The following is a 21,289-nucleotide window of genomic DNA, read 5'->3' on the forward strand; positions in this document are numbered from 1 at the left end:
GCGAACCGTGGAAGGCGCTTTAGCGGCGAACGGCTCTAACAGCAGGCCTAGGGTGGATGAAGCCTTATCCATCCACCACACCGAGAGGGTGGATAAGCAAAGCGTTACCCACCCTACACGCCTCACCCGTGGGAGGCGTTTTAGCGGCGAAATGCCCCACCAGAAATCGCGACTAAAGCCCCTCACGCGCTCATCACCCAGACCGCAGGGTGAATAACGCCTTATCCATTCAGCGCATCGCAAGGTGCCGCGCAACCCTCACCCGAACCTAACCGCCCGTAATAATTAAATATTTTTCAAACTCGCGCTTGACACCCACCCTTCAAATCCGTCTAATAGCGCCCCGTTGGCCCAGGTAGCTCAGTCGGTAGAGCAGGGGATTGAAAATCCCCGTGTCGGCGGTTCGATTCCGTCCCTGGGCACCATCTATAGTTTTCCGGTGATGTCAAAACCACCCGGAAACACCTAAGAAACCCGCCTAGAGCGGGTTTTTTATTGCCCGCAGTTCTCTACCCCACCCTTGTAAGCCCTAAGTTTTAGGGGCATTGTTGGGGGCATCGCCGGTTCGGTCATTTTTCATGCCCCTACGGAGGTGCGCCCATGCCGCGCAAAGCCACACCCCTGACCGATTCAGCCATTAAAGTGGCCAAGCCACTGGATAAGCCCTACAAGCTCACAGACGGCCAAGGGCTTTACCTGGAAGTCATGCCCGGCGGTTCCAAGCTGTGGCGGTTGAAATACCGCTATGCCGACAAGGAGAAACGCCTGGCGTTAGGGGCATACCCGGCCGTGCCCCTACAGAAGGCCCGCCAACGCCGCACAGAGGCCCGCGAACAGCTTGCCAATGGCATCGACCCAGGCGAGCAGAAGAAAGCCGACAAGCAGGCGCAGAGAGCCACCGGGCAAACGTTCGAGACGCTGGCGCGGGAGTGGTTCGCCTATAACGCCCCACGCTGGGCGGAAAGCACCCGCTATAAAGCCAAGCTGTATTTAGAAAACGACCTGATACCCGGCATCGGTGCCCGCCCTGTTAAAGCCATCACCCGCCCCGATTTGGTCGAACTGGTGCGCAAGGTGGAGGCACGGGGCACGCTCAATGCTGCTGGCAAGATTCGCCAATGGCTGCACCAGATTTTCCGCTTTGGTCTGGCCAGCGGCATGGTGGACAACAACCCAGCCACCGACCTGGACGTAGTGGCCGCACCCGCCAAAGCCGCCCGCCATCATCCCCACGTCAGTTTTGCCGAACTGCCCGAGTTGCTGGGCAAAATCGACAGCACCCGCATCAGCACCCTAACCCGCTGCGCCATTCGCCTACTGGTGCTGACCGCCGTGCGCCCAGGCGAGTTACGCACTGCGCCCTGGTCTGAGTTTGATCTTGATTCGGCCACCTGGACGATCCCGAAAGAACGCATGAAAGCACGCCGCCCGCATGTGGTGCCCCTGCCCCGCCAAGCCGTGGCCATCCTGCGCAGCCTGGAGGCCATCAGCGGCAGCTATCCGCTGTTATTCCCCGGCCAGCAAAGCAGCGAACGCCCAATGAGCGAAAACACCATCAACAAGGCGCTGCGCCTTATGGGTTACGAAGGTCGGCAAACCGGCCACGGCTTCCGCCACCTACTGAGTACCGAACTTAACGGACGCGGCTATAACCGGGACTGGATCGAACGCCAGCTTGCCCACGGCGATGCCGACGAAATACGCGACACCTACAACCACGCCACCTACCTGGAACAGCGCCGGGAAATGATGCAAGCGTGGGCTGATTCAATAGATGCAATTTGCTCGGGCGGCAACGTGGTGAGCATCAAGCGCAAGGCTTAACGGTTTTGGCTGGCCTAGCCCGACGGGGCGAAAAGCGGACACCCATCCGCCTGGCTAGCCAACTTTTTAACAATGGGCACGCCTTGGGAAGGCAAAAGAATGGACAAGCTTTATAGATTGCTGGATTGGCTAACCTTATCTCAGGCTGTGGACTGGTTAGAAACGCTAACCCAAACCAAGATAAGTGACTGGAATTTGCTACAACTCTGCGAGTCTGGGCAATGTGCTGCATATATCGAAAGCTCTGGCCTTGACGGCGTTTCCGCTGATTTTGCGCACTCGGTTGTATCAGGCATTGGCAAGCAGAAAGTTTTAAATCCGATAGAGCTTTTAGACTGTGGCGAGCCTAAGGAAAGGGTTTTAAATCTGTTCGGTCTTGCACTAGTTCAAGAAATCACTGAAGCCCTCCCCAGCAGCGATGACCACACGCAAGAGATGGAACTTGATTGGTGCGCAAAAACCTCCATGTACCATCTATCCGCACTTTTCAAACGCGCAGAGGTTGAAGCGCTCGCAAGTAAAATGAATGGAGAGAATAAGCAGTCCGCAGACACAAGAACCGAAATTCAAAAACTTTATTCGCAATTAAATTGCCTTCAACTGCAATTGCGCGACGAAGATAAAAAATTTGCTGAGTCAGAACTTAACCCAATTCAAACAGCAAAAATTAAGCGATTAGAAGAGGCATTAGCGGCAGCAAACGCAAGAGCCGAACAAGCGGAAAAGGCACTAACTAACGTAGCTGAATTAACCAAGAGCAAGGAAGCAGATTCTCAACTTCACCAGATTCAAAACCAGACTCAAGCAGCCGTGATAGATCGGTTAGGACAGGCATTAGCGGAAGCAAACGCAAGGGCCGAGCAGGCGGAAAAGGCACTTACTAAAGCCGCTGAAGCAACCGAGAGTAATGCCGAGAGCGCCTCGCAATGGTTCAACAAGCCGGCTGCCAACCAACCTAGTAACAATCATCGGCCGTACTTGCTAACAATCGCCGGACTTCTGAGCCTACTTCTTGACCGTAAACGCCCTAACTACAACCAAGGGAGCGCTGCAAAAGCTATCGCGCAAAAAGGCTGGCATGGTGCTGGTGAGCGCCAGGTAAACGATCTTTTTGCAAAAGCCAACGCTGCTGCTAAAGACGCCACCTCAGATGCCATAGCCAAAGCAATCGAAGTGCAAGAAGGCAACGCCACAAGGCCAACCGAAGGCTGATTTTTTGCAATTGCAAAACCCGCACTTGCAGTTGCAACGACTCCGAGAAAGCGACGAGTCAACCTATGTCCATGTTCCCAACACCGCCCAAGGAGGCGATAACATGGTCATACCAGCCCCAGCAGTAAACGCAGAGAACTCGCGCAGATTCATCAAATTGCGTGAAGTGAAAAACCTAACAACTTTTTCCACTTCCGAGATTTATAGGCGCATAGCCGCAGGCACTTTCCCCGCGCAAATCAGCCTTGGCCCAAAGTCAGTGGTTTGGCAGTTAAGCGAGATACAAGCCTGGTGCGACGCCCGCATAGCCGACAGCCGTGGCGAGGTGGCCTAATGGACATTCGCCACGGCAACACCAGCGCCAGCGCCCAACGCAACCGCCTGTTAGCCCGCCTGCAACTTGGCCCCATAGATACCCTGACCGCTAGGCGCGAACTAAATATCCTCATGCCCGCAGCCAGGATCAAAGAGCTTAAAGAGCGCGGCAATCCGATAAGTAAACAGCGCATCAGCATGACCGACGAACAGGGCCGCACCCACCACGGCATCGCGTTGTATTACCTAACCCAAACCGGGGAATAACCATGACCAGTTTTCAACGCTGCCACTTGGCGGCAACGGGATCGGCGTGCCCAGAAAAAGCCAACCGCTGCACAGTCACCTATAACCGGGGAGGTTTGCCATGGACTGTGTAAGCCAATTTCGCCAAGCCCTGGAGGGGGCTTTCGGGCCGCTGGATTGGCTGCCCATACCAGACAACATGATTCATCGCTTCCGCGTGCCTGGCGACAAGCCCGGCACCCTGAATGGCTGGTATCTGCTGTTTGCCGATGGCATCGCCTCGGGCGTGTTTGGCAGTTGGAAGGCCGGTGGCTCGCACACCTGGAGCAGCCGCAAACCGTCCAACCCAAGCGAAGCGCGCATGCTGACCGAGCGCATCAATCAAGCCCGGCAACAACGGGCCAACGAGCAGCGCCAACGCCAGCAAGCCGCAGCAGACTATGCCAACCGGCTATGGCGCGATGCTCGCCGCGCCGACCCTGCACACCTGTATCTAACCCGCAAAGCTGTGCGCCCCTATGCGCTGCGCCAGCACGGTGACGCCTTGCTGGTGCCGCTGGTGCATGACGGCCAAGTGGTCAACGTACAACGCATCTACCCGGACGGCAGCAAGCGTTTTTTGTCGGGCGGCATGGTCAGCGCGTGTTATTCGCCCCTTGGCCTGATAACCCCCGGCCAAGCGCTGTACATCTGCGAGGGCTGGGCAACCGGTGCAACCTTGCACGCTGAAACCGGGGCCGCCGTGGCCTGCGCCATGAATGCCGGAAACCTGCTGCCCGTCGCGCAACGCTTACAGCGCCAGCACCGTGACGCCGTGCTGATTATGGCCGGTGACGACGACCGCATGACCGAGGGCAACCCCGGCCGCACTGCCGCCATCAAAGCCGCCGCCACTATTGGCTGTGGCTTGGTGATGCCGCCGTGGTCAGGGGCCGAACCGTTGGCGCTGTCCGACTTTAACGACCTGGCCAACTGGAGGGCTGCGCAATGACTGCAACCGTCGATAGTCCATTGGTGCCCGCGCCCTGCACTGTGCCCGACCCAATAACCGAGGCACTGGCAAAGCTCAAAGACGACCCCGGCGCACTGTTTGAACGTGAAGTGCTGGCCCTGCTGCGCCAGGTGCGCAAAGCCGAGCCAGCACGCTGGGCACGCATACGCCAGCAGGCCAAGGAAACTAAAACAGTCAGCGTGGCCGACCTGGACAAACTCACCAACGAGCAAGGCGCAACCAACACCGCAGCCGATGGCGAGATATTCCCCGAAGTCACGCTATGGCACGAGCCGGTAAATGGTGCCGCCCTGCTGGACGCGTTAGCGAGCATCACCAAGCGCCATGTGATCGCAGACCCGGCCACCATCCACGCCGCCGCATTGTGGGCTGCACTTACCTGGTTTATCGACGTGGTGGACGTGGCCCCGATTGCCAATATCACCGCACCGGAAAAGCGCTGTGGCAAAACCGTATTGCTTGGCGTACTGGCGCGCCTTTGTTGCCGCCCGCTTGCCGTTTCCAATATCGCCCCGGCGGCATTGTTTCGCGCCATTGAGCTATGGCAACCCACACTGCTAATCGACGAGGTGGACGCTTTTCTGGCCGAGCATGAGGAAGCGCGGGGCATACTCAATGCAGGCTTTACCCGTGACAGTGCGTTTGTGATCCGCTGCGTGGGTGATGAGCACACGCCAACCCGTTTCAACGTATGGGGCGCTAAGGCGTTGTGCGGCATTGGCAAGATTGCCGACACCCTGGCAGACCGCAGCATTCCCCTGCGTTTGCGGCGCAAAAAGACCGGTGAAAGCACGGTAAAAATCCGCCATGCCAATGCACTGGAGTTTGCGCAACTGGGCGGCCGATTGGCCCGCTTTGCCATCGACAACCGGGAGGCGGTACGCAAGGCCAGGCCCGCCGAAATCGAGGGGCTGAATGATCGCGCCAACGACTGCTGGGAACCCCTGTTAGCCGTGGCCGAAATGGCCGGAGGTGACTGGCCACGCCTTGCACGTTCCGCAGCGTTGGCCCTGCATGGCCTGGAGGAAGACACGCCCAGCATCGGGGCCGAGTTGCTGACCGGCATACGGGAGGCTTTCGATAACCGCCACACCGACAGGCTATCAACCGCCGACCTGCTGGACGCCCTGGCCGAGAATGACGAATCACCCTGGGCAACCTGGAACCGGGGCAAGCCCATGACCCCGCACCAGCTCGCCAAACGCCTGGGCGAATTTGCCATCACATCCAACACCGTGCGCATCGGCAGCAAAACGCCTAAAGGCTATCGCCTGGAGCAGTTCACCGAGGCGTTTGAGCGCTACCTTTGCAACGACACTCCCAACGCAACCGCAACACCGCCACAACCCAGCAACCACGGGCCTTGCAGCCAATCCACAAGCGCAACACCGCACCCCGCTGTTGCGCCTTCTGCCAGCCTGAAAGCCAGTAACCACAAGGCTTGTGGCGTTGTTGCGGCTCTGCACCCCCCGGTGCAAGACAAACAAGCCAGCAACGACTTCGAGGATTTTTAACCATGGCCGCCCTGGACTATCTGCACCGCGCTGGCCTGGCCGTCGAAATCCATGGCGAGCGCTTACGCCTGCGCCCTGGTGAACGCATCACCGACAACGTGCGCCAGTTTGTCCGCCAACACCGTGACGCACTTTTTGCCGAAGTGCGCGCCCAGCATTACCCGCCAACAGCGGAGGTTATGCGCTGGTTAAACAGCGTGGCGCGCTACCTGAACTGCACACCGGGCTATTTGCTCGCACAGGGTTTTATTGATCGCCACGACTTGAGCGAACAGCACCGCAGCCATCCACGCCAGGTAGCGGCATTGATCCGCACACACCCGGCTTGGCCGATGGCTCGCGATGATTAAAAAAGCATTTTGCCAATTGATTTAGGTTCACGCCGATGGCCAGACAACGCGAAAAAGACAGCACAGACGATTACCGCACGCTGAACATCAGCGCCCTAAAACGTAAAAACCTTTTGCGGCAGGGCGCGTCTTTTCAGTGGGAATGGTGGCGACGGGGCGAAAAGGTGGCGAGCATCGGCATTGCCATTGAGAACCGGCAAAGCATGCGCCTGCGCTATCAAAGCCGAAGCCGTGGCAGCGAACCGACCCAGCATGATTACCCGGTGACAATCACCTGGACACCTTGCCACCTTGGCGGGGAACGTCCGTGGTTGCATTGTCCGTGCTGTGGTCGGCGCGTGGCCAAGTTATATGGCGGCAGCGTATTTGCCTGCCGCTATTGCCTGCGCCTTAACTATCCATGCCAGCAAGCCAGCAAAGGCGACAGGGCACTCAATCAAGCCTGGGCGCTGCGCCATAAATTAGGCTGCGATGCCGGGCCATTCGATTTCCCAGCCCAATACATAAGTCGCCCCAAAGGCATGCACCGCATGACCTTTGCCAAGCGCATCGAAAAGCTCACGCGCATCGAAGAAAAGGCCATGGCAGATGCCGTCACAGCAATGCAAAAGCTCGGGATAAGGATCGACGCCATTACCCCCTGAATAGACCGCACTTGCCGCTATTCAGCCTGGCGCATACCATACGCGCCGAACCGGCATGGCCTGGGAAGCACCAGCAATAAAGCCAGCTCGCTAGGTGGGTACTTTTAGTTTTAGGGGCATTTTTAGGGGCATTAAGTCGCTACCAAAACTGCAAAACTCAGTGATTACGCAGCCTATAGCCTTTGGTTTGGTTCCGCCCCTGGCACCACTAATACCGGAAAACCCCAAGCGAGCTAAACCTCCTTGGGGTTTTTTAATGCCTGTATTTCAACTCGCACCCCAAAGCCGATAGGCGCCAGCAGAAATTGTGCACGCGCGACAGCCAACTGCAGCCAGGCGACACCGTAACCAGCCAAGCCGGGCACGGCCGGTAAACGGCTTGGCGGCCAGCGAAACGCTATGCTAGCTTGACGCCTCGCCAGGAAGGCCAGACAACGCCTGAGCGCACCCGAACAAGAAGAGGACACCCCATGGCCGAGGCCACGCCTGCGCTGGAAATTCGCGATCTGCACAAACGCTACGGCGACCTTGAGGTGCTCAAGGGCATCTCCCTCACCGCTCGCGACGGCGATGTGATTTCCATCCTCGGCTCATCCGGCTCCGGCAAATCGACCTTTCTGCGCTGCATCAACCTGCTGGAAAACCCACACAAGGGGCAGATCATCGTGGCTGGCGAGGAGCTCAAACTCAAAGCCACGAAGAATGGCGACCTGGTTGCCACTGACAACCGCCAGATCAATCGCCTGCGCAGCGAGATCGGCTTTGTCTTTCAGAATTTCAATCTGTGGCCGCACATGAGCGTGCTCGATAACATCATCGAGGCACCGCGCCGTGTACTCGGCAAGAGCAAGGCTGAAGCCATCGAAATGGCCGAAGCGTTGCTGGCCAAGGTCGGTATTGCCGACAAGCGCCACGTTTACCCCAATCAGCTTTCCGGCGGCCAGCAACAACGCGCAGCCATTGCCCGCACCCTGGCCATGCAGCCGAAAGTCATCCTGTTCGATGAGCCCACGTCGGCCCTCGACCCGGAGATGGTACAAGAAGTGCTTAATGTGATCCGCGCACTCGCCGAAGAAGGCCGCACCATGCTGCTGGTTACCCACGAGATGAACTTTGCTCGCCAGGTGTCCAGTGAAGTGGTGTTCCTGCATCAGGGCCTGGTCGAAGAACAAGGCTCTCCTGAACAGGTATTCGAAAACCCGAATTCGGCGCGCTGCAAACAATTCATGTCCAGCAACCACTGAAAACACGGAGCAACTACGCATGCAGAACTATAAGAAGATCCTGCTGGCCGCGGCCGCCACTCTGGCCTTCGGCACCAGCGCCGTCGCTGCTGACAAACTGAAACTGGGCACCGAGGGCGCGTACCCACCCTTCAATCTGATTGACGCCAGCGGCCAGGTCGGTGGTTTCGATGTAGAAATCGGCAAAGCGCTGTGCGCCAAGATGAAGGTCGAGTGCGAAGTGGTCACCTCCGACTGGGACGGCATCATCCCGGCGTTGAACGCGAAGAAATTCGACTTCCTGATCGCGTCCATGTCGATCACCGAAGAGCGCCAGGCCGCCGTTGACTTCACCTCGCCTTACTACACCAACAAGCTGCAGTTCATCGCGCCCAAAGGCGGCGATTTCAAAACCGATAAAGCCAGCCTGAAAGGCAAGGTTATTGGCGCACAGCGTGCGACCATCGCCGGCACCTGGTTGGAAGACAACCTCAACGGCGTGGTTGATATCAAACTGTACGACACCCAGGAAAACGCCTACCTCGATCTGTCGTCGGGCCGCCTGGATGGCGTACTGGCTGACACCTTCGTCAACTGGGAATGGCTGAAGAGTGATGCCGGTAAAGGCTTCGAATTCAAGGGTGATCCGGTATTCGACAACGACAAGATCGGTATCGCCGTGCGCAAGGGCGACGCCCTGCGTGACAAGCTGAACGCCGCCCTGGCCGAGATCGTGGCTGACGGTACCTACAAGAAGATCAACGACAAGTACTTCCCGTTCAGCATCTACTAAGCTGCCGGCACTGCGCCGCCCTCCAGGGCGGCGCAGGCTTCTGAGCCTCTATGAATTTCGACCTCTACGGATTCGGCCCGGCCCTGGCTGCTGGCACCCTGATGACCATCAAGCTGGCGCTCAGCGCGCTGTGCCTGGGTTTGGTGCTTGGCCTACTCGGTGCCCTTGCCAAGACTTCTCCGTACAAGCCGCTGCAGTGGCTTGGCGGTACTTATTCAACCATCGTGCGCGGGATTCCCGAGCTGCTCTGGGTGTTGCTGATCTATTTCGGCACCGTGCAACTGATGCGCAACCTGGCGGACCTGCTCGGCATCGAAAGCCTTGAGCTGAATGCCTTTGTCGCCGGCACCATCGCCCTCGGCATCTGCTTCGGCGCGTATGCCACCGAAGTGTTTCGCGGCGCCATACTGGCCATACCCAAAGGCCATCGCGAAGCCGGCCAGGCGCTGGGCATGTCCAAGCCACGAATCTTCTGGCGGCTGATCCTGCCGCAGATGTGGCGCATCGCCCTGCCCGGCCTGGGCAACCTGTTTATGATCCTGATGAAGGACACTGCACTGGTCTCGGTGATCGGCCTGGAAGAGATCATGCGCCGCTCACAAATCGCCGTGACTGCAAGCAAGGAACCCTTCACCTTCTATATGGTGGCGGCCTTTATCTACCTGGGCCTGACCGTACTGGCGATGATCGGCATGCACTTCCTCGAAAAACGTGCCAGCCGTGGCTTTATCAGGAGTGCCTCATGAACTGGGAAGTGATCATCAAGTGGCTGCCACGCCTGTCAGAAGGCGCCTTGCTGACCTTGGAACTAGTAGCCATCGCCGTTATCGCCGGACTCATCCTGGCGCTACCGATGGGCATCGCACGCGCCTCACGGCACTGGTATGTGCGCGCCCTGCCTTACGGCTATATCTTCTTCTTCCGCGGCACACCATTGCTGGTGCAACTGTTCCTGGTTTATTACGGCCTGGCGCAATTTGATGCAGTACGCCAAGGTCCACTCTGGCCCTACCTGCGCGACCCTTACTGGTGCGCCGTCCTGACCATGACCATGCACACTGCGGCCTATATCGCCGAGATTCTGCGTGGCGCGATCCAGGCAGTGCCACCGGGCGAGATCGAAGCAGCGCGCGCACTGGGCATGTCGAGAGCCCAGGCAATGCTGTACATCATCCTGCCACGCGCCGCGCGCATCGGCCTGCCCGCTTACAGCAATGAAGTGATCCTGATGCTCAAGGCCAGCGCGCTGGCCAGCACCGTGACCCTGCTGGAGCTGACCGGCATGGCCCGCACGATCATTGCCCGCACCTACCTGCCCGTGGAGATATTCTTCGCGGCCGGAATGTTCTACCTGCTGATCGCCTTCCTGCTGGTGCGCGGGTTCAAGCTGCTGGAGCGCTGGCTGCGCGTCGACGCCTGCCAGGGCCGTTGATTACCCGAGGGCCTAGCCCCTCGGGCGGTATTGCTCATGCCAGCCTCATCAAGCCCCGCAGCCCTGCAAAACGCTGACCTGCAGCAGCGCTTCAACGTACTTGATCGTTTTCTGGTCGAGCACCAGGCACTCTGGCGACCACGACCGTTCGTGTACCACACCGGCCTGCCGTGGGAAGCTGAATACCCGCAACTGGCCACCTGGCTCAGGACGCAAAGCCTGGAGCATGCAGAAGCTGCACATAATCAGCCGCATCGGTTACCCGCACCCGCGCCATTCCCGCAACTGGCCGCCCAGGCTCACATGCTAAGCCTGATCGGTGAACTACCTCGACAACCAGGCACCGCTCTGCCCCCACGCCTTAGCAATGATGTGCCGGGACGCAAGTGGCAGCAGATCGACGCCTTCGCCCGCAGCCTGAGCTTTACCCACGCGCCGCAGCACTGGCTGGACTGGTGTGCCGGCAAGGGCCACCTCGGACGCCGGCTGGCGCACGACGGCGGCACCCTGACCTGCCTGGAATACGACGCACACCTGGTCAACAGCGGCCAGTTGCTCAGCCAGAAGCTCGGCATCAGCGCCGCCCATATTCAACAGGATGTACTGGCTGAGAATGCTGCCAGACGCTTGCAGGCACACCACTGCCCGGTGGCACTGCACGCCTGTGGTGAACTGCATATACGCCTGCTGCAACTCGCCAGCCAGATTGGCTGCCAGCAACTGGCCTTCGCCCCCTGCTGCTATAACCGTATCAACGGCACCCACTACCAGGCATTGTCCGCAAACGCCCAGGCATCCGCGCTGAAGCTGTCCATCGATGACCTCGGCTTACCCATGAGTGAAACCGTCACAGCTGGCGCCCGTATACGTCGTCAGCGCGACCAATCCATGGCCCGCCGCCTGGCCTTCGACATACTGCAACGCCAACTCCGCGGTATCGACAAATATCTACCTACGCCCTCCGTGCCGGCTGCCTGGCTGGACAAACCCTTTGCTGATTACTGCCGCGACCTTGCCACACTGAAACAGCTGCCGGCACCAAAACGAGATGACTGGCCGCACCTGGAGCAACAAGGCTGGCAACGCTTGGCCGAAGTACGCAACCTGGAACTCTTACGCGGATTATTCCGTCGCCCACTGGAACTCTGGCTGCTGCTAGATCGCGCACTGTTTCTTCAGGAGCAGGGCTATAACGTGCGCCTGGGCACCTTCTGCGCAACCGAGCAAAGCCCGCGAAACCTGCTGTTACTGGCCGAACACCAACATCAGTTGCCCACAGCTTCTGTGGATAACTCTGTTGACAGATTCTGAGCAAATCACGCAAACGCTCGCCAATTCACGCCACCAATTAACTGGACATTTTTTGATCTAAAAAGTATTTCCTTTAAAAACATACCGTTAGCAAATACAGCGAACCAGCGCACAAAGTTTGCGCACGCTCGTACCAAATGCACTGCGTATGTGCATAAGCCATCGCCCACTGATAACGAGGCCAACACAGAACTGCACACAGATGGCTTTACTCGGCCAAATGAATGGATATAATGGCGACCCTCAAAGGCCGGTATAGCTCAGCTGGTAGAGCAACTGACTTGTAATCAGTAGGTCCCGGGTTCGATTCCTGGTGCCGGCACCATATAAAAAAGCCCCGCAGCGATGCGGGGCTTTTTTTTACACTGAATATGCTGGCTCACCGACCTCTGGACTCAAACCAGTTCGGGCACCTTGGCGATCACTGGCAGTTTTAAGTAACGCATTACATCGGTATCGGACTTTAAGCTGTCATCCAGAAACTCTACGACAAATGCCAAGCCAACACCGCCAATCAGACCAACAACGAGCACGCCCACTAGTACCAGCCACAGCTTGGGGCTGACCGGGCGATTGCTGACAGTGGCCCAGTTAACTACCGATACATTACCAATCTTGGCGGCAGCCTGTGCCGAGAGAAATCGTGTTTCCTCGGTTTTCTCCAGGTACAGTTGACGCGTTTCTCGCAGTACTTGCAGCTGCTGGACTAAATGCTTGTATTGCGCTTCCTGGCCATTTAGGTCGTCCATACGCGCCCGTGTCTCCCGCTCAAGCTGCAGCCAGTTCTCCAGCGCTTGGCGATAGCCGGCAAGCAGGGCTTCATGCTGCATCAGGTCATCACGCAAGCGTGCATGCAGTGGGTTGATGCCACGCTCTGATGAGGTGTATCGCTGCCCTTCCTGACTTTTCAGCAAACGATTGATCACCGCGATTTCCTCGCGCAGGGAACGCAGACGTGGATCATTATCAGAGAAGCGCTGCGCAATATCGGCCTCCTGGCGCTGCAAATCCGCCAGTTGCTTGCTCAGTTCACTAATGGCATATCCGTTGGACGTTTCGGCACCGCTCAACTGGGTTGTGGCAGGCACCGAGGCCAACTGCGAGCGAAGAACCTCAATCTGACGTTCGGACTGGCTAACAGAGACCTTAAAGCTGTCGATGTGCTTGCGGACTTCATTAATGCGTTCAATCTGCTGACTACGCTGCTTGTCCACGTCGACAATTTGCTTCTCGGTACGGAAACGGTTTACCGCTTTTTCGGTTTCTGCCAGCTGACTATCAAGCTGCGTCAGCTGTTCTGTAAAGAATCCGGCCTGCTCACGCTGGTAGATCCTCACGCGCTCGGTGAGGTACTGGCGCACCAGTTCATTGACGCCTAGCATCGCCGACTCCGGCGATTTACTGCGTAGCGAAACCTCGATGATATTGGAGCTTTTTAAAGCCTGAGCATTGAGGTCCTTCAGAAAGCGATTCACCGCCTGGCCTTCCAGGGTCCGGTCACTGGAAAGAGGAAAGAAGTAGTCCTCCAGACCGCGATAGATATCACGACCCAATTGCAGCACCCCTTTTGGGGTATACCAGGGGTGCTCCACATCGATACCCGGAAACAGGCGCTGGGGGGTCACCTGAGACACCACTTTCTGCGCCAGGTCACCGCTGGTAAGGATGCTCGACTCTGAATGCAGTTGCTCTTCACGCACAACCGACATCATCGGCGTACGAAACTGACTGGTTGCCAGTACGGGCATGTAGATATCTTCCTGGCCGATTCTCACCAACAGACGCGCGGTGGACTCGTAGGTCGGAGCGATCAGCTTGAGACCGGCAAAGCCACCGAGTAACGCCGCCAGAAAGAAGCAACCAACAACCAACTTACGCTTGAACAAAATATTAAGAATGTCACGAATAGTCATCGGGCATTTACCTGCATAGCTTTACGGCGGAAAACCTCGGCAGCTGGGCGCTGACTGCCATCAGCACGATATAAGCCAAAAGAACCCAGGCCATCCGGCGATGGGTAGTCTTCCAGGGCAAACCAGTAGACACGCTCTACGTTAGCCGCCAGATCACCACGCACGCCATGACCGTATGGCGCAGATGTCAGACGCTGCTGGATAAACTCCAGGGTGGCCATCAGGCGCTCACTAAGCTCCTGATCAGTGACACCCAAGCGGTGGTCAGCCACGAAATAACCTATCTCGGTAATCCATATGGGCTTATCTGGATAGCCTTTGAGGTCCATCATCAACTGCAGATTGAAGACCTTGCCCAGATAGCCGGGATCATCGTGACTGCCCACAACGCCGAGCTCGGCATAACGTTTCACATCACGATCCATATCTTCAGGGTCGCGTATCCCGTCCCACCAATGAAACAGATAGGGGTGCACGGCCATGATGTCGAAGGTCTCGCCATAGGCAACGTCGCCCTCCCACAATTGCCAGAAGAAAATCAGATCGGACTTCGACAAGCCTGGATGTACCAGTTTGATCTGCTTACGCACACCTGCAGTCTCTTCATGCACCGCACGCATCAAGCGCACGAAAGCCGGCGCATCGGGTTTTGGCCCCCAGAACTGCTTGATATTCGGCTCGTTCCAGACTTGCCAGTAAACGATTGGGGTGAATGTTTGCGGGTAATTACCGTTCGGGCCATAGCGTTCGATGGAGGCTTTCAGGAAGCGCGCATAGTCGGCAAAAGCCGAATCTGCGGGTGCCATCTGGTAGATCTCATCAGGTTTGCTTTCTGGCCGTAGGGCCCACGCTGGCGCATAGTGGACTATCGGAAACAATTCGATCTGCTCTTCATAGGCCACCCGCACCAAAGTATCGAGCGCCTGCCAATCGTATTGCCCTTTCACCGCCTCAACTTGACGCCACTCCCAATCCAGCCGGACCTGGCTGACACCCAACGCCCTGGCCTTCTGGAAGCGTGCACGCAAGCTGCTTTCATCGCCGGGAATCCACATGGCATTGATGCCGATGGACAATGCCTGCGCGCTAGCTACTGTGCTGCACAGCAGCACCACCAGCAGCACCAACTGACGCAAGATGCGGGCAAGAGTAGGGCTATTCATCAGTCATTGTCGTCCTTGTCATGCTCGATCACATAACTCACCCCAAAGCCCAGCTGGACACCCTTGAACAACACCAGATCGGTGATGTACTGCTGAACCCAGCGATTGGCATTGGCAATGGGCGAGCGCGGTACATAGATAACGTCGGAAGGCGATAGCGCCACCTGCAAGTCGACCTTGCTCTGTTCGACGGCTCCATCACTGAGGTCCAGGTGATAAGGGATTGGCTCACCGTTGGGGCCTTTGCGAATCAGGATAACCGACTCCATATTGGCGGTAGGTAGCGTACCGCCAGCGCGGTAGATGGCCTGAATAACCGACATCCCACCGTCCAGTGAGACCACCTGAGGCACAGAGACCTCACCACCGACATAAGCGCGAAAGCCTTTAAAAGATCTCGCGATCACTGCAATAGAGGGATCTTTCAAGTGCTTGGAGTACTTATCGGTCAACACAGCATCCAGCTGCTTGGGCGTCATGCCGGCGACCTTGAGCTCATCAATCAATTGCAGCGTGATGTAGCCATCAGGGCGCACTTTGATCGCTTCATTGAGCTCCTGGGTGTAGAAGAACTTTATCTCCAGATCATCGCCAGGGCGGATCAGGTACTCGAGCTCGGGAACAACGCCATCACCGCCAACCAGAGGCAAGCCTTCAGCACCCGGCAAGTGATTGACCTTGATCGCGCTGCAGCCTGCAGCCAATACGGCAGCCAACAACACAAGGCTGCATTTCAAGCCCATTCCCCACATAAGCAACTCTTCCTTAGCAACGTAGATCCGATGGTCTGCGGTAACGCCCTATAACCAGCGATACAGCCAATCCGGAATAAAATTGAGAGTCCGATTGAGCACCACCCCAAGCAGCTCACCACCGCTTTCCTGCAAGCGCTGGCTGACATAGCGCGCGACCTGGCGACGGGTTCTGTTGGCATGAGCCACCAGCACGACGCCATCCATACAGTTGGCGGCCACCATCGATACGGGAGAAACCGTCGGCGGAGGCATGTCCCACAACACTAGGGCAAATTGCTCGCGCAAATGGCCGAAGACCTCTTGCGTATCGTCACCGCCGAGACCGAACAAGCGCAGGCAGGTATTCAGCGACAGGCTCACTCTGGCGACCGCCTGGCCCGGAATCCGCAAGCGCTCCAAGTCGCCATCCAGACCTTCGTCATCACTCACGTCAGCACGCACTTCCACCACCAGTACCTGACCAAAGGCTGCCGCCAACTCTTCAGCCGCCTGCTGGGCAATAAACGTGGCACCGACCCGACGTGCCACACCAACAATCATCAGCTGACTGAGTTGGCGCTGGCGCGCCTCGCGCAGAACCCGAGCCATTAGCTCCTGCATGGGCAACGCCAGACGGCCATCTCCCACTAGAGGTTGAGGTACTGCTTGAGGATTGACTGCATTCATATTGCTATCCCTTGAGCTCGCTGAGGACGCTAACCGCGCGACAGCCGTTTACCCACCTCTATGATGGGTTTCTCGATAAATACGTGGGTGAGTTGACCAACCAGCAGTGTCGCCAGCCCTGCACCCAGAACGACCAGCCAGCCCAATGGCTGACTCAATTCCAGATAGGGGAAGAGCTTGCCAAAACATGCCAGCACGAAAGGATGAGAAAGGTAGATCGAATACGACGCGTCGCCAGCACGCACCAAACCATCACGCACACTCGGCATGCGCCCCGAGGCACGGATACGCTTTTCACGATTGAGTAATGCCAGCAGGAACATTGCGTAGGCACCACCGAACAACAGCACCCGTAGCGGCTGCTCGCGATTGATGGTGCCCGAGTCAGCAGCCACAGCAGCGGCCGCCACCAGCACCACGCCGAGCACGCAAGGTAGTAGCCAGCCCGAATAGTCGCTGGTCGACCAGAAGCGGTAGATACAGGCACCCATCGCGAACTGTGCGATATACAGCGACAGGATGTGGAAATCCCAGAAATCCACGCCCGAATACTCACGCAGTAACCACTTAGCAAAAGCCAGCACCGACATCAGCACCAGCACCGAGGCAAGCCAGTTGTATGTCAGAAAGCGCGCTACCAGAAAAACCGTGGCGTAGAACACCAACTCATGCTCAATGGTCCAGCCGACAAAAAGAATCGGCAGATCCGCTTGCGGCAACATCAACAATGACTGGGCAACTGACCACCAGTCATGCTCGCCAGAGCCCATGGTCATCGCCGGATTGAATAACCATAAGGCGACCACCAGGCTGGTGAAGAAGAAATACATCGGAAAAATCCGGATAAACCGGCTGATCAGCCAACGGCGCGGCTTGAAAGGGGTGGTGAAGGTTATGTAAGTCATGATGAAGCCGCTGATCACGAAAAACATATCCGGGGCCGAATAGCCGATATTGAGCGCGTAGGCACTATGAAAGTCGGCCCAGCCAGGCAGCTTGCGGGCAATGTCCTCAACATGCACCAGCAGCACCATAAGCACCGCCACACCGCGCAGGCGCTGCACACTCAACAGTTCGCCAGCATGCACAACCGGCTTGGCCAATGCCTTGCTATAGACGCTGGCGAACTCTCGGAAAATGGCCGTCATGGCGATCCCGGCAGCAACAGCTGTCCTTTACCGAGGCAACCTTGCCCGAACACTATCCCGTCAATTGATCGACTTGGCAGCATCTTCACTCTCCTTGGCCCCTGTTCACTTACACGCCTCAACAAGCACTGGACCGGCCTGCTGAGGACTTGCCAGAACATCCCGATAAAGCTGTTGCAGCTGATCGACATGGCGACTACGGCAATGCTGCTGCGCGACCAGTTCCCGTGCTGCGCGGCCGAGGGCCAGCAAATCAACATGCCCATCCAGGGCTCGCTGGAGACCCTGTGCCAGCGCCGCCACAGAAACCGCAGCCGCCTGCAACCCGGTTTTACCGTCGTGCACATAGTCGGCAATGCCACCGACCGCAAAGGCCAGGACTGGCGTTTCAAATGACATGGCTTCAATACCAACCAGGGGACCCGGGTCATCCCACACCGATGGCAACACGAACAGATCTGCCGCGCGGTAATGGCCAGCCAACGCCTCCTGCGGTAACCACTCAATAAAATCGATATACCCGGCAATGCCGTAGCGCTGGGCCATGGCTTTGGCAACCGCCAAGCGCGGACCAGACGAAATAGCGCTCAGGCGCCAATCACCCCGCACCTGTGCAAGGGCCTTGATTAACACTTCAAGGCCTTTGCCCTTGACCGCCTGACCGGTAAATAACAGGCGCAATGGACGCTCACGACCAGGCACGCCTGTCGCCTTGGCTTCACCCATCGAGGCCAACCCCTGGGCTTGCTGATCAAACCGGCTGAAATAAGGCACCACTTGTACGCGTGCATTTTCAAAGCCGTTAACCAGCAGCACTCGACGCATATGCTGACTACCGACAACGGCACCCGAGAATCCTTGATAGAGGTCTCTTTCAGCCATTTTTGCTGGCAGATTCTGCAGCCCAGGCACTCGACTACCGGGCTTTGGGGCACCGATCAAACAGCCCTGCGTAATGCAGGACCAGCCCAACGCACGCGGGCAACGATCGCCGGGGAAACGCCGACGACCACGACGCAAGCACATCGAGGTGTAGTCATGAAACGAGCGCAGCAAAGGAATCCCCAACGACGGCAGGGCCTGCAAAAGCGGCAAGACACTGCATAAATGTACGTGCAGTACATCGGCACGCCAGCTACGAATCGCCTGCAGGCTCTGCATCAGGTCATAGGGATGGTCAAAACCCTGCGGGCTGAGCGCCAGCAACTCAACCCCCCGGCAATCCAAGTACTCTGGCACCACCCCACCACCATGCGCCAGAGCCACCTGGTCACCACGCTCACTCAAGGCCCTGGCCAACTCCAGCACGTAGTTCGGCAAGCCACCAATGGACAGCGTCTCGACCAGCAATAACACCCTCATCGTGCGTCCTCATGCACAGTTACAGCCATGCCCACAGCCGCCGCATCTGGATTGCTCAGCCCCAAAGACAGGAGCAGCACCAGCAGGAAATGCATGTTCTGCAACAGCAGCATGTCGACCATGGCGAACACCATGTAAGCCGCCAGGGTGCCGATAGCCGCCAGAGTAAAAACCGATGAATTATCCTGTTGGCGCCCCCGCCAACGCTTTAATAAATGCCGGGCCATCATCAGCAAGAACGCCAGGTAGGCCAGCAGGCCGAACAGACCGGTGCCGGCAAGAATTTCCAGGTAGGTGTTATGGGCATGCAGCGAGGGATAACCTAACTCAACGTTGAGCCACACCTCGCGGGAGAAAAACTCATCGCGGAAGTTGCCCAACCCCACACCAAATAGTGGGTTTTCTTGAAACACCTCAAGGGCTACCCCCCAGATAATCAGCCGATCAAGCACCGCCTCCGGACGGCCAGGAACCAGCCCGGCAATACTGCCATCCCAATTTGGCAACATGGCCACAGTCAGTACGATGACCAATGCAGCGATACCGCCAACCAGCACCAACCAGCGCCACAGCGCTGGCCGCATGACCAACAACATGACCAGCAGCAAAGCCAGACCGCCGAGTAAGCCGCCGCGAGACTTGGTTGCCGCAAGCCCGGCCAGACAGATCAGTAGGCATAACCCGGCCAGCAGGCGCATGCCGGGCCGTGGCGCACGGAAAAGAAAGGCAATGGCCACACTCATGCTCATCACCAGATACATAGCCAAGCCCTGCGCGCCACCAAACGCACTGCCGGCCCGCCCGGAAATATCAAAGGTGTGGCGAATTTGCGCCATGTCTCCTTCAGGGATCGGCACGGGGATCCCCAGCATGCCGGTCAGACGCGTACCATTGCTAGCAAGCTCATACAAGCCATCGATGGCAAACAGGCAAGGCACCAACAGCATGGTTACCGCGGCAAAACGCCAGAAACGCTCATCCGGACGAAATACCAACAGCAACATGGGGAGCACGACAAACCACTCAACGATGCGCAGCACCTGTTTCAAGCTGCTGCCTTGGGCAATCGAACCGATCTGAGCCAACAGATTGGCCAGAAGAAACGGCAGAATGGCCCATACAACGATAGGCACCCGGATGTCCTGAAATAGCGGCGCTTGCTCGCGCTGCAGCATCAACAACCAGAGCCCCCCCCAGACCACCAGCAGCCCGTCCGCCGCGTTTAGAGGTAGACCGGCAAGGCTTTTCTGGATGGGAATGGCCAGACTGATCACAAACAATACCAGCAGATACTGCGGCTGCTTGCTCAGCAGCAGGCAACCGCCCAGGGAAGCTGCAAGCACCATACCCGGCAAGGGATAGAGCACGGTCAACAAAGCCATAACAAAGCCCAACGGCACGGCCAATACCACGCCCCGCCAGCTCAGGCTGGCCGGCTGCAGCAGTGACTTAAGCACCATGCCTATCCACCTTGACGAAGGGGTTTAGCGCCATCACCTGGAGGTTAGCTCGCAGCAAGGCGAGGGCTGCCGGACGCTGCTGCGGTCGTATGCAACGCAGCAGCAAACGCAAGCTGGCGAACAGCATGGCGAGATCGGTCAAACCCTTGAGCAGAAGTAGCTCGGCAATACTGCGGTGCTTGCGGTACAAGCGATAACGGCTGCGGCGCAGCTCATAACGCATACGCAGGGCCGTACTGCTGAGTTCGAGCTGAGCCCGTCTCCCACTCGGTGCCCGCCCGGATGACTTACCGCCGTGGTGCAATACACGCAACTGCGGCAGCAACCATAACTGCCAGCCCTTACTACGCGCCCTCACACACCAGTCGACATCCTCGTCATACATAAAAAAACCATCGTCGAGCAGCCCCACATTGCCCAGCAATTCACCGCGCAGCAGCATGCAGGCACCGTGCAAACGCTCTAGAGCCAAAGGCTCGGTGTGCCCTGCAGCGGGGTACTGCGGACCATGCCAGGCGCGCCGAAACATTTCCGGCAGACTGGGGAAGCGGCTGGGGTAGTCCTGGTCAGCCCCGTCATCGGCATTCACCACCCGCGGGCTCACCACTCCCACCTGTGGATTTTGCTCCAGCGCCTGCAGCAGGCCATCGAGCGTACCGGCCTCCACCAGCGCATCGCTATTGAGCAGCAACACATAATCACTGCGACAAGCGCGCAACGCTAAATTATTGCCTCCCGCAAACCCCAGGTTGGCACCTGCATCAATCAGCCGAACATCCGGGTGGGCCTGGGCAATCACCGATAAGCTGCCATCCTGAGATGCGTTATCGACTACCACGATATCCAGACGAGCACGCAGCGGAGCAAACCGCTTAAGCGAGTCGACACACTCGACGACCAATTGCGCGGTTTTGTAGTTGACGATAGAGACGGTCAAGCAACTCAT

General features: G+C 57.7%; 21 protein-coding genes and 2 tRNA genes. 15 read left to right on the top strand and 8 right to left on the bottom strand.

Annotation, left to right across the window (positions count from 1 at the left end; all coding sequences use genetic code 11):
* The first annotated feature begins 349 nt into the window (after positions 1-349).
* The 15 genes from DBR00_RS18485 to DBR00_RS18555 all read left to right on the top strand — a co-directional run bounded on the left by DBR00_RS18485 (position 350) and on the right by DBR00_RS18555 (position 12,201).
* Positions 350-425 (top strand) — tRNA-Phe (locus tag DBR00_RS18485).
* Positions 426-600: 175 nt separating this feature from the next.
* Positions 601-1,824, top strand: a complete 1,224-nt coding sequence (locus tag DBR00_RS18490; protein WP_108489310.1) for an integrase arm-type DNA-binding domain-containing protein — start codon at positions 601-603, stop codon at positions 1,822-1,824.
* 99 nt (positions 1,825-1,923) lie between these two features.
* Entirely contained in the window at positions 1,924-3,036 is a 1,113-nt protein-coding gene (locus tag DBR00_RS18495; protein ID WP_108489311.1) for a hypothetical protein, read from the top strand.
* A gap of 103 nt (positions 3,037-3,139) precedes the next feature.
* Complete coding sequence (locus tag DBR00_RS18500) at positions 3,140-3,370, top strand: AlpA family transcriptional regulator (protein ID WP_108489312.1); 231 nt, start codon at positions 3,140-3,142, stop codon at positions 3,368-3,370.
* Positions 3,370-3,618, top strand: coding sequence for a helix-turn-helix domain-containing protein (locus DBR00_RS18505; protein ID WP_108489313.1), 249 nt, complete (start codon positions 3,370-3,372; stop codon positions 3,616-3,618). Before DBR00_RS18500 ends, DBR00_RS18505 begins: the two co-directional genes overlap by 1 nt.
* Before the next feature lie 100 nt (positions 3,619-3,718).
* Positions 3,719-4,588 carry a toprim domain-containing protein gene (locus DBR00_RS18510; RefSeq protein ID WP_108489314.1) on the top strand — a complete coding sequence of 290 codons (870 nt, stop codon included), beginning with the start codon at positions 3,719-3,721 and terminating at the stop codon, positions 4,586-4,588.
* Positions 4,585-6,123, top strand: a complete 1,539-nt coding sequence (locus DBR00_RS18515) for a DUF3631 domain-containing protein (RefSeq protein WP_108489315.1) — start codon at positions 4,585-4,587, stop codon at positions 6,121-6,123. The genes DBR00_RS18510 and DBR00_RS18515 overlap by 4 nt, the downstream gene beginning before the upstream one ends.
* A gap of 2 nt (positions 6,124-6,125) precedes the next feature.
* A complete protein-coding gene (locus DBR00_RS18520) occupies positions 6,126-6,473 on the top strand; it encodes a hypothetical protein (protein WP_108489316.1) in 348 nt (115 codons plus the stop codon).
* A gap of 35 nt (positions 6,474-6,508) precedes the next feature.
* On the top strand, positions 6,509-7,117 hold the full coding sequence (locus DBR00_RS21200; RefSeq protein ID WP_108489317.1) for a hypothetical protein: 609 nt from the start codon (positions 6,509-6,511) through the stop codon (positions 7,115-7,117).
* A 470-nt stretch (positions 7,118-7,587) separates the two neighbouring features.
* Positions 7,588-8,361 carry an ABC transporter ATP-binding protein gene (locus DBR00_RS18530; RefSeq protein WP_108489318.1) on the top strand — a complete coding sequence of 258 codons (774 nt, stop codon included), beginning with the start codon at positions 7,588-7,590 and terminating at the stop codon, positions 8,359-8,361.
* 19 nt (positions 8,362-8,380) lie between these two features.
* Entirely contained in the window at positions 8,381-9,133 is a 753-nt protein-coding gene (locus DBR00_RS18535) for an ABC transporter substrate-binding protein (protein ID WP_108489319.1), read from the top strand.
* 50 nt (positions 9,134-9,183) lie between these two features.
* Entirely contained in the window at positions 9,184-9,879 is a 696-nt protein-coding gene (locus DBR00_RS18540; RefSeq protein ID WP_108489320.1) for an ABC transporter permease, read from the top strand.
* The gene (locus tag DBR00_RS18545; protein WP_108489321.1) at positions 9,876-10,565 is read left to right on the top strand and encodes an ABC transporter permease; all 690 of its coding nucleotides are present in this window, start codon (positions 9,876-9,878) and stop codon (positions 10,563-10,565) included. Before DBR00_RS18540 ends, DBR00_RS18545 begins: the two co-directional genes overlap by 4 nt.
* A 36-nt stretch (positions 10,566-10,601) precedes the next feature.
* Positions 10,602-11,876 (top strand): methyltransferase, encoded by a 1,275-nt coding sequence (locus DBR00_RS18550; protein ID WP_108489322.1) that lies wholly within the window; start codon positions 10,602-10,604, stop codon positions 11,874-11,876.
* Between the two features lie 249 nt (positions 11,877-12,125).
* Positions 12,126-12,201, top strand: a tRNA-Thr gene (locus DBR00_RS18555).
* Between the two features lie 70 nt (positions 12,202-12,271).
* Here DBR00_RS18555 and DBR00_RS18560 read toward each other — a convergent pair.
* The 8 genes from DBR00_RS18560 to DBR00_RS18595 all read right to left on the bottom strand — a co-directional run bounded on the left by DBR00_RS18560 (position 12,272) and on the right by DBR00_RS18595 (position 21,289).
* Positions 12,272-13,789 carry a GNVR domain-containing protein gene (locus DBR00_RS18560; RefSeq protein ID WP_108489323.1) on the bottom strand — a complete coding sequence of 506 codons (1,518 nt, stop codon included), beginning with the start codon at positions 13,787-13,789 and terminating at the stop codon, positions 12,272-12,274.
* Positions 13,786-14,913 carry a hypothetical protein gene (locus DBR00_RS18565; RefSeq protein WP_146180711.1) on the bottom strand — a complete coding sequence of 376 codons (1,128 nt, stop codon included), beginning with the start codon at positions 14,911-14,913 and terminating at the stop codon, positions 13,786-13,788. Before DBR00_RS18565 ends, DBR00_RS18560 begins: the two co-directional genes overlap by 4 nt.
* A gap of 38 nt (positions 14,914-14,951) precedes the next feature.
* Positions 14,952-15,689, bottom strand: a complete 738-nt coding sequence (locus DBR00_RS18570; RefSeq protein WP_158271580.1) for a polysaccharide biosynthesis/export family protein — start codon at positions 15,687-15,689, stop codon at positions 14,952-14,954.
* A 63-nt stretch (positions 15,690-15,752) separates the two neighbouring features.
* Positions 15,753-16,373, bottom strand: coding sequence for a CpsD/CapB family tyrosine-protein kinase (locus tag DBR00_RS18575; RefSeq protein ID WP_146180712.1), 621 nt, complete (start codon positions 16,371-16,373; stop codon positions 15,753-15,755).
* Between the two features lie 29 nt (positions 16,374-16,402).
* A complete protein-coding gene (locus DBR00_RS18580) occupies positions 16,403-17,521 on the bottom strand; it encodes an acyltransferase (RefSeq protein WP_108489327.1) in 1,119 nt (372 codons plus the stop codon).
* Between the two features lie 105 nt (positions 17,522-17,626).
* On the bottom strand, positions 17,627-18,883 hold the full coding sequence (locus tag DBR00_RS18585) for a glycosyltransferase family 4 protein (RefSeq protein WP_108489328.1): 1,257 nt from the start codon (positions 18,881-18,883) through the stop codon (positions 17,627-17,629).
* Positions 18,880-20,343 (bottom strand): O-antigen ligase, encoded by a 1,464-nt coding sequence (locus DBR00_RS18590; protein ID WP_108489329.1) that lies wholly within the window; start codon positions 20,341-20,343, stop codon positions 18,880-18,882. The genes DBR00_RS18585 and DBR00_RS18590 overlap by 4 nt, the downstream gene beginning before the upstream one ends.
* Positions 20,333-21,289, bottom strand: a complete 957-nt coding sequence (locus tag DBR00_RS18595; RefSeq protein ID WP_158271582.1) for a glycosyltransferase family 2 protein — start codon at positions 21,287-21,289, stop codon at positions 20,333-20,335. Before DBR00_RS18595 ends, DBR00_RS18590 begins: the two co-directional genes overlap by 11 nt.

It is taken from the genome of Pseudomonas sp. HMWF032 (genome assembly GCF_003060885.1).
Lineage (GTDB): Bacteria > Pseudomonadota > Gammaproteobacteria > Pseudomonadales > Pseudomonadaceae > Aquipseudomonas.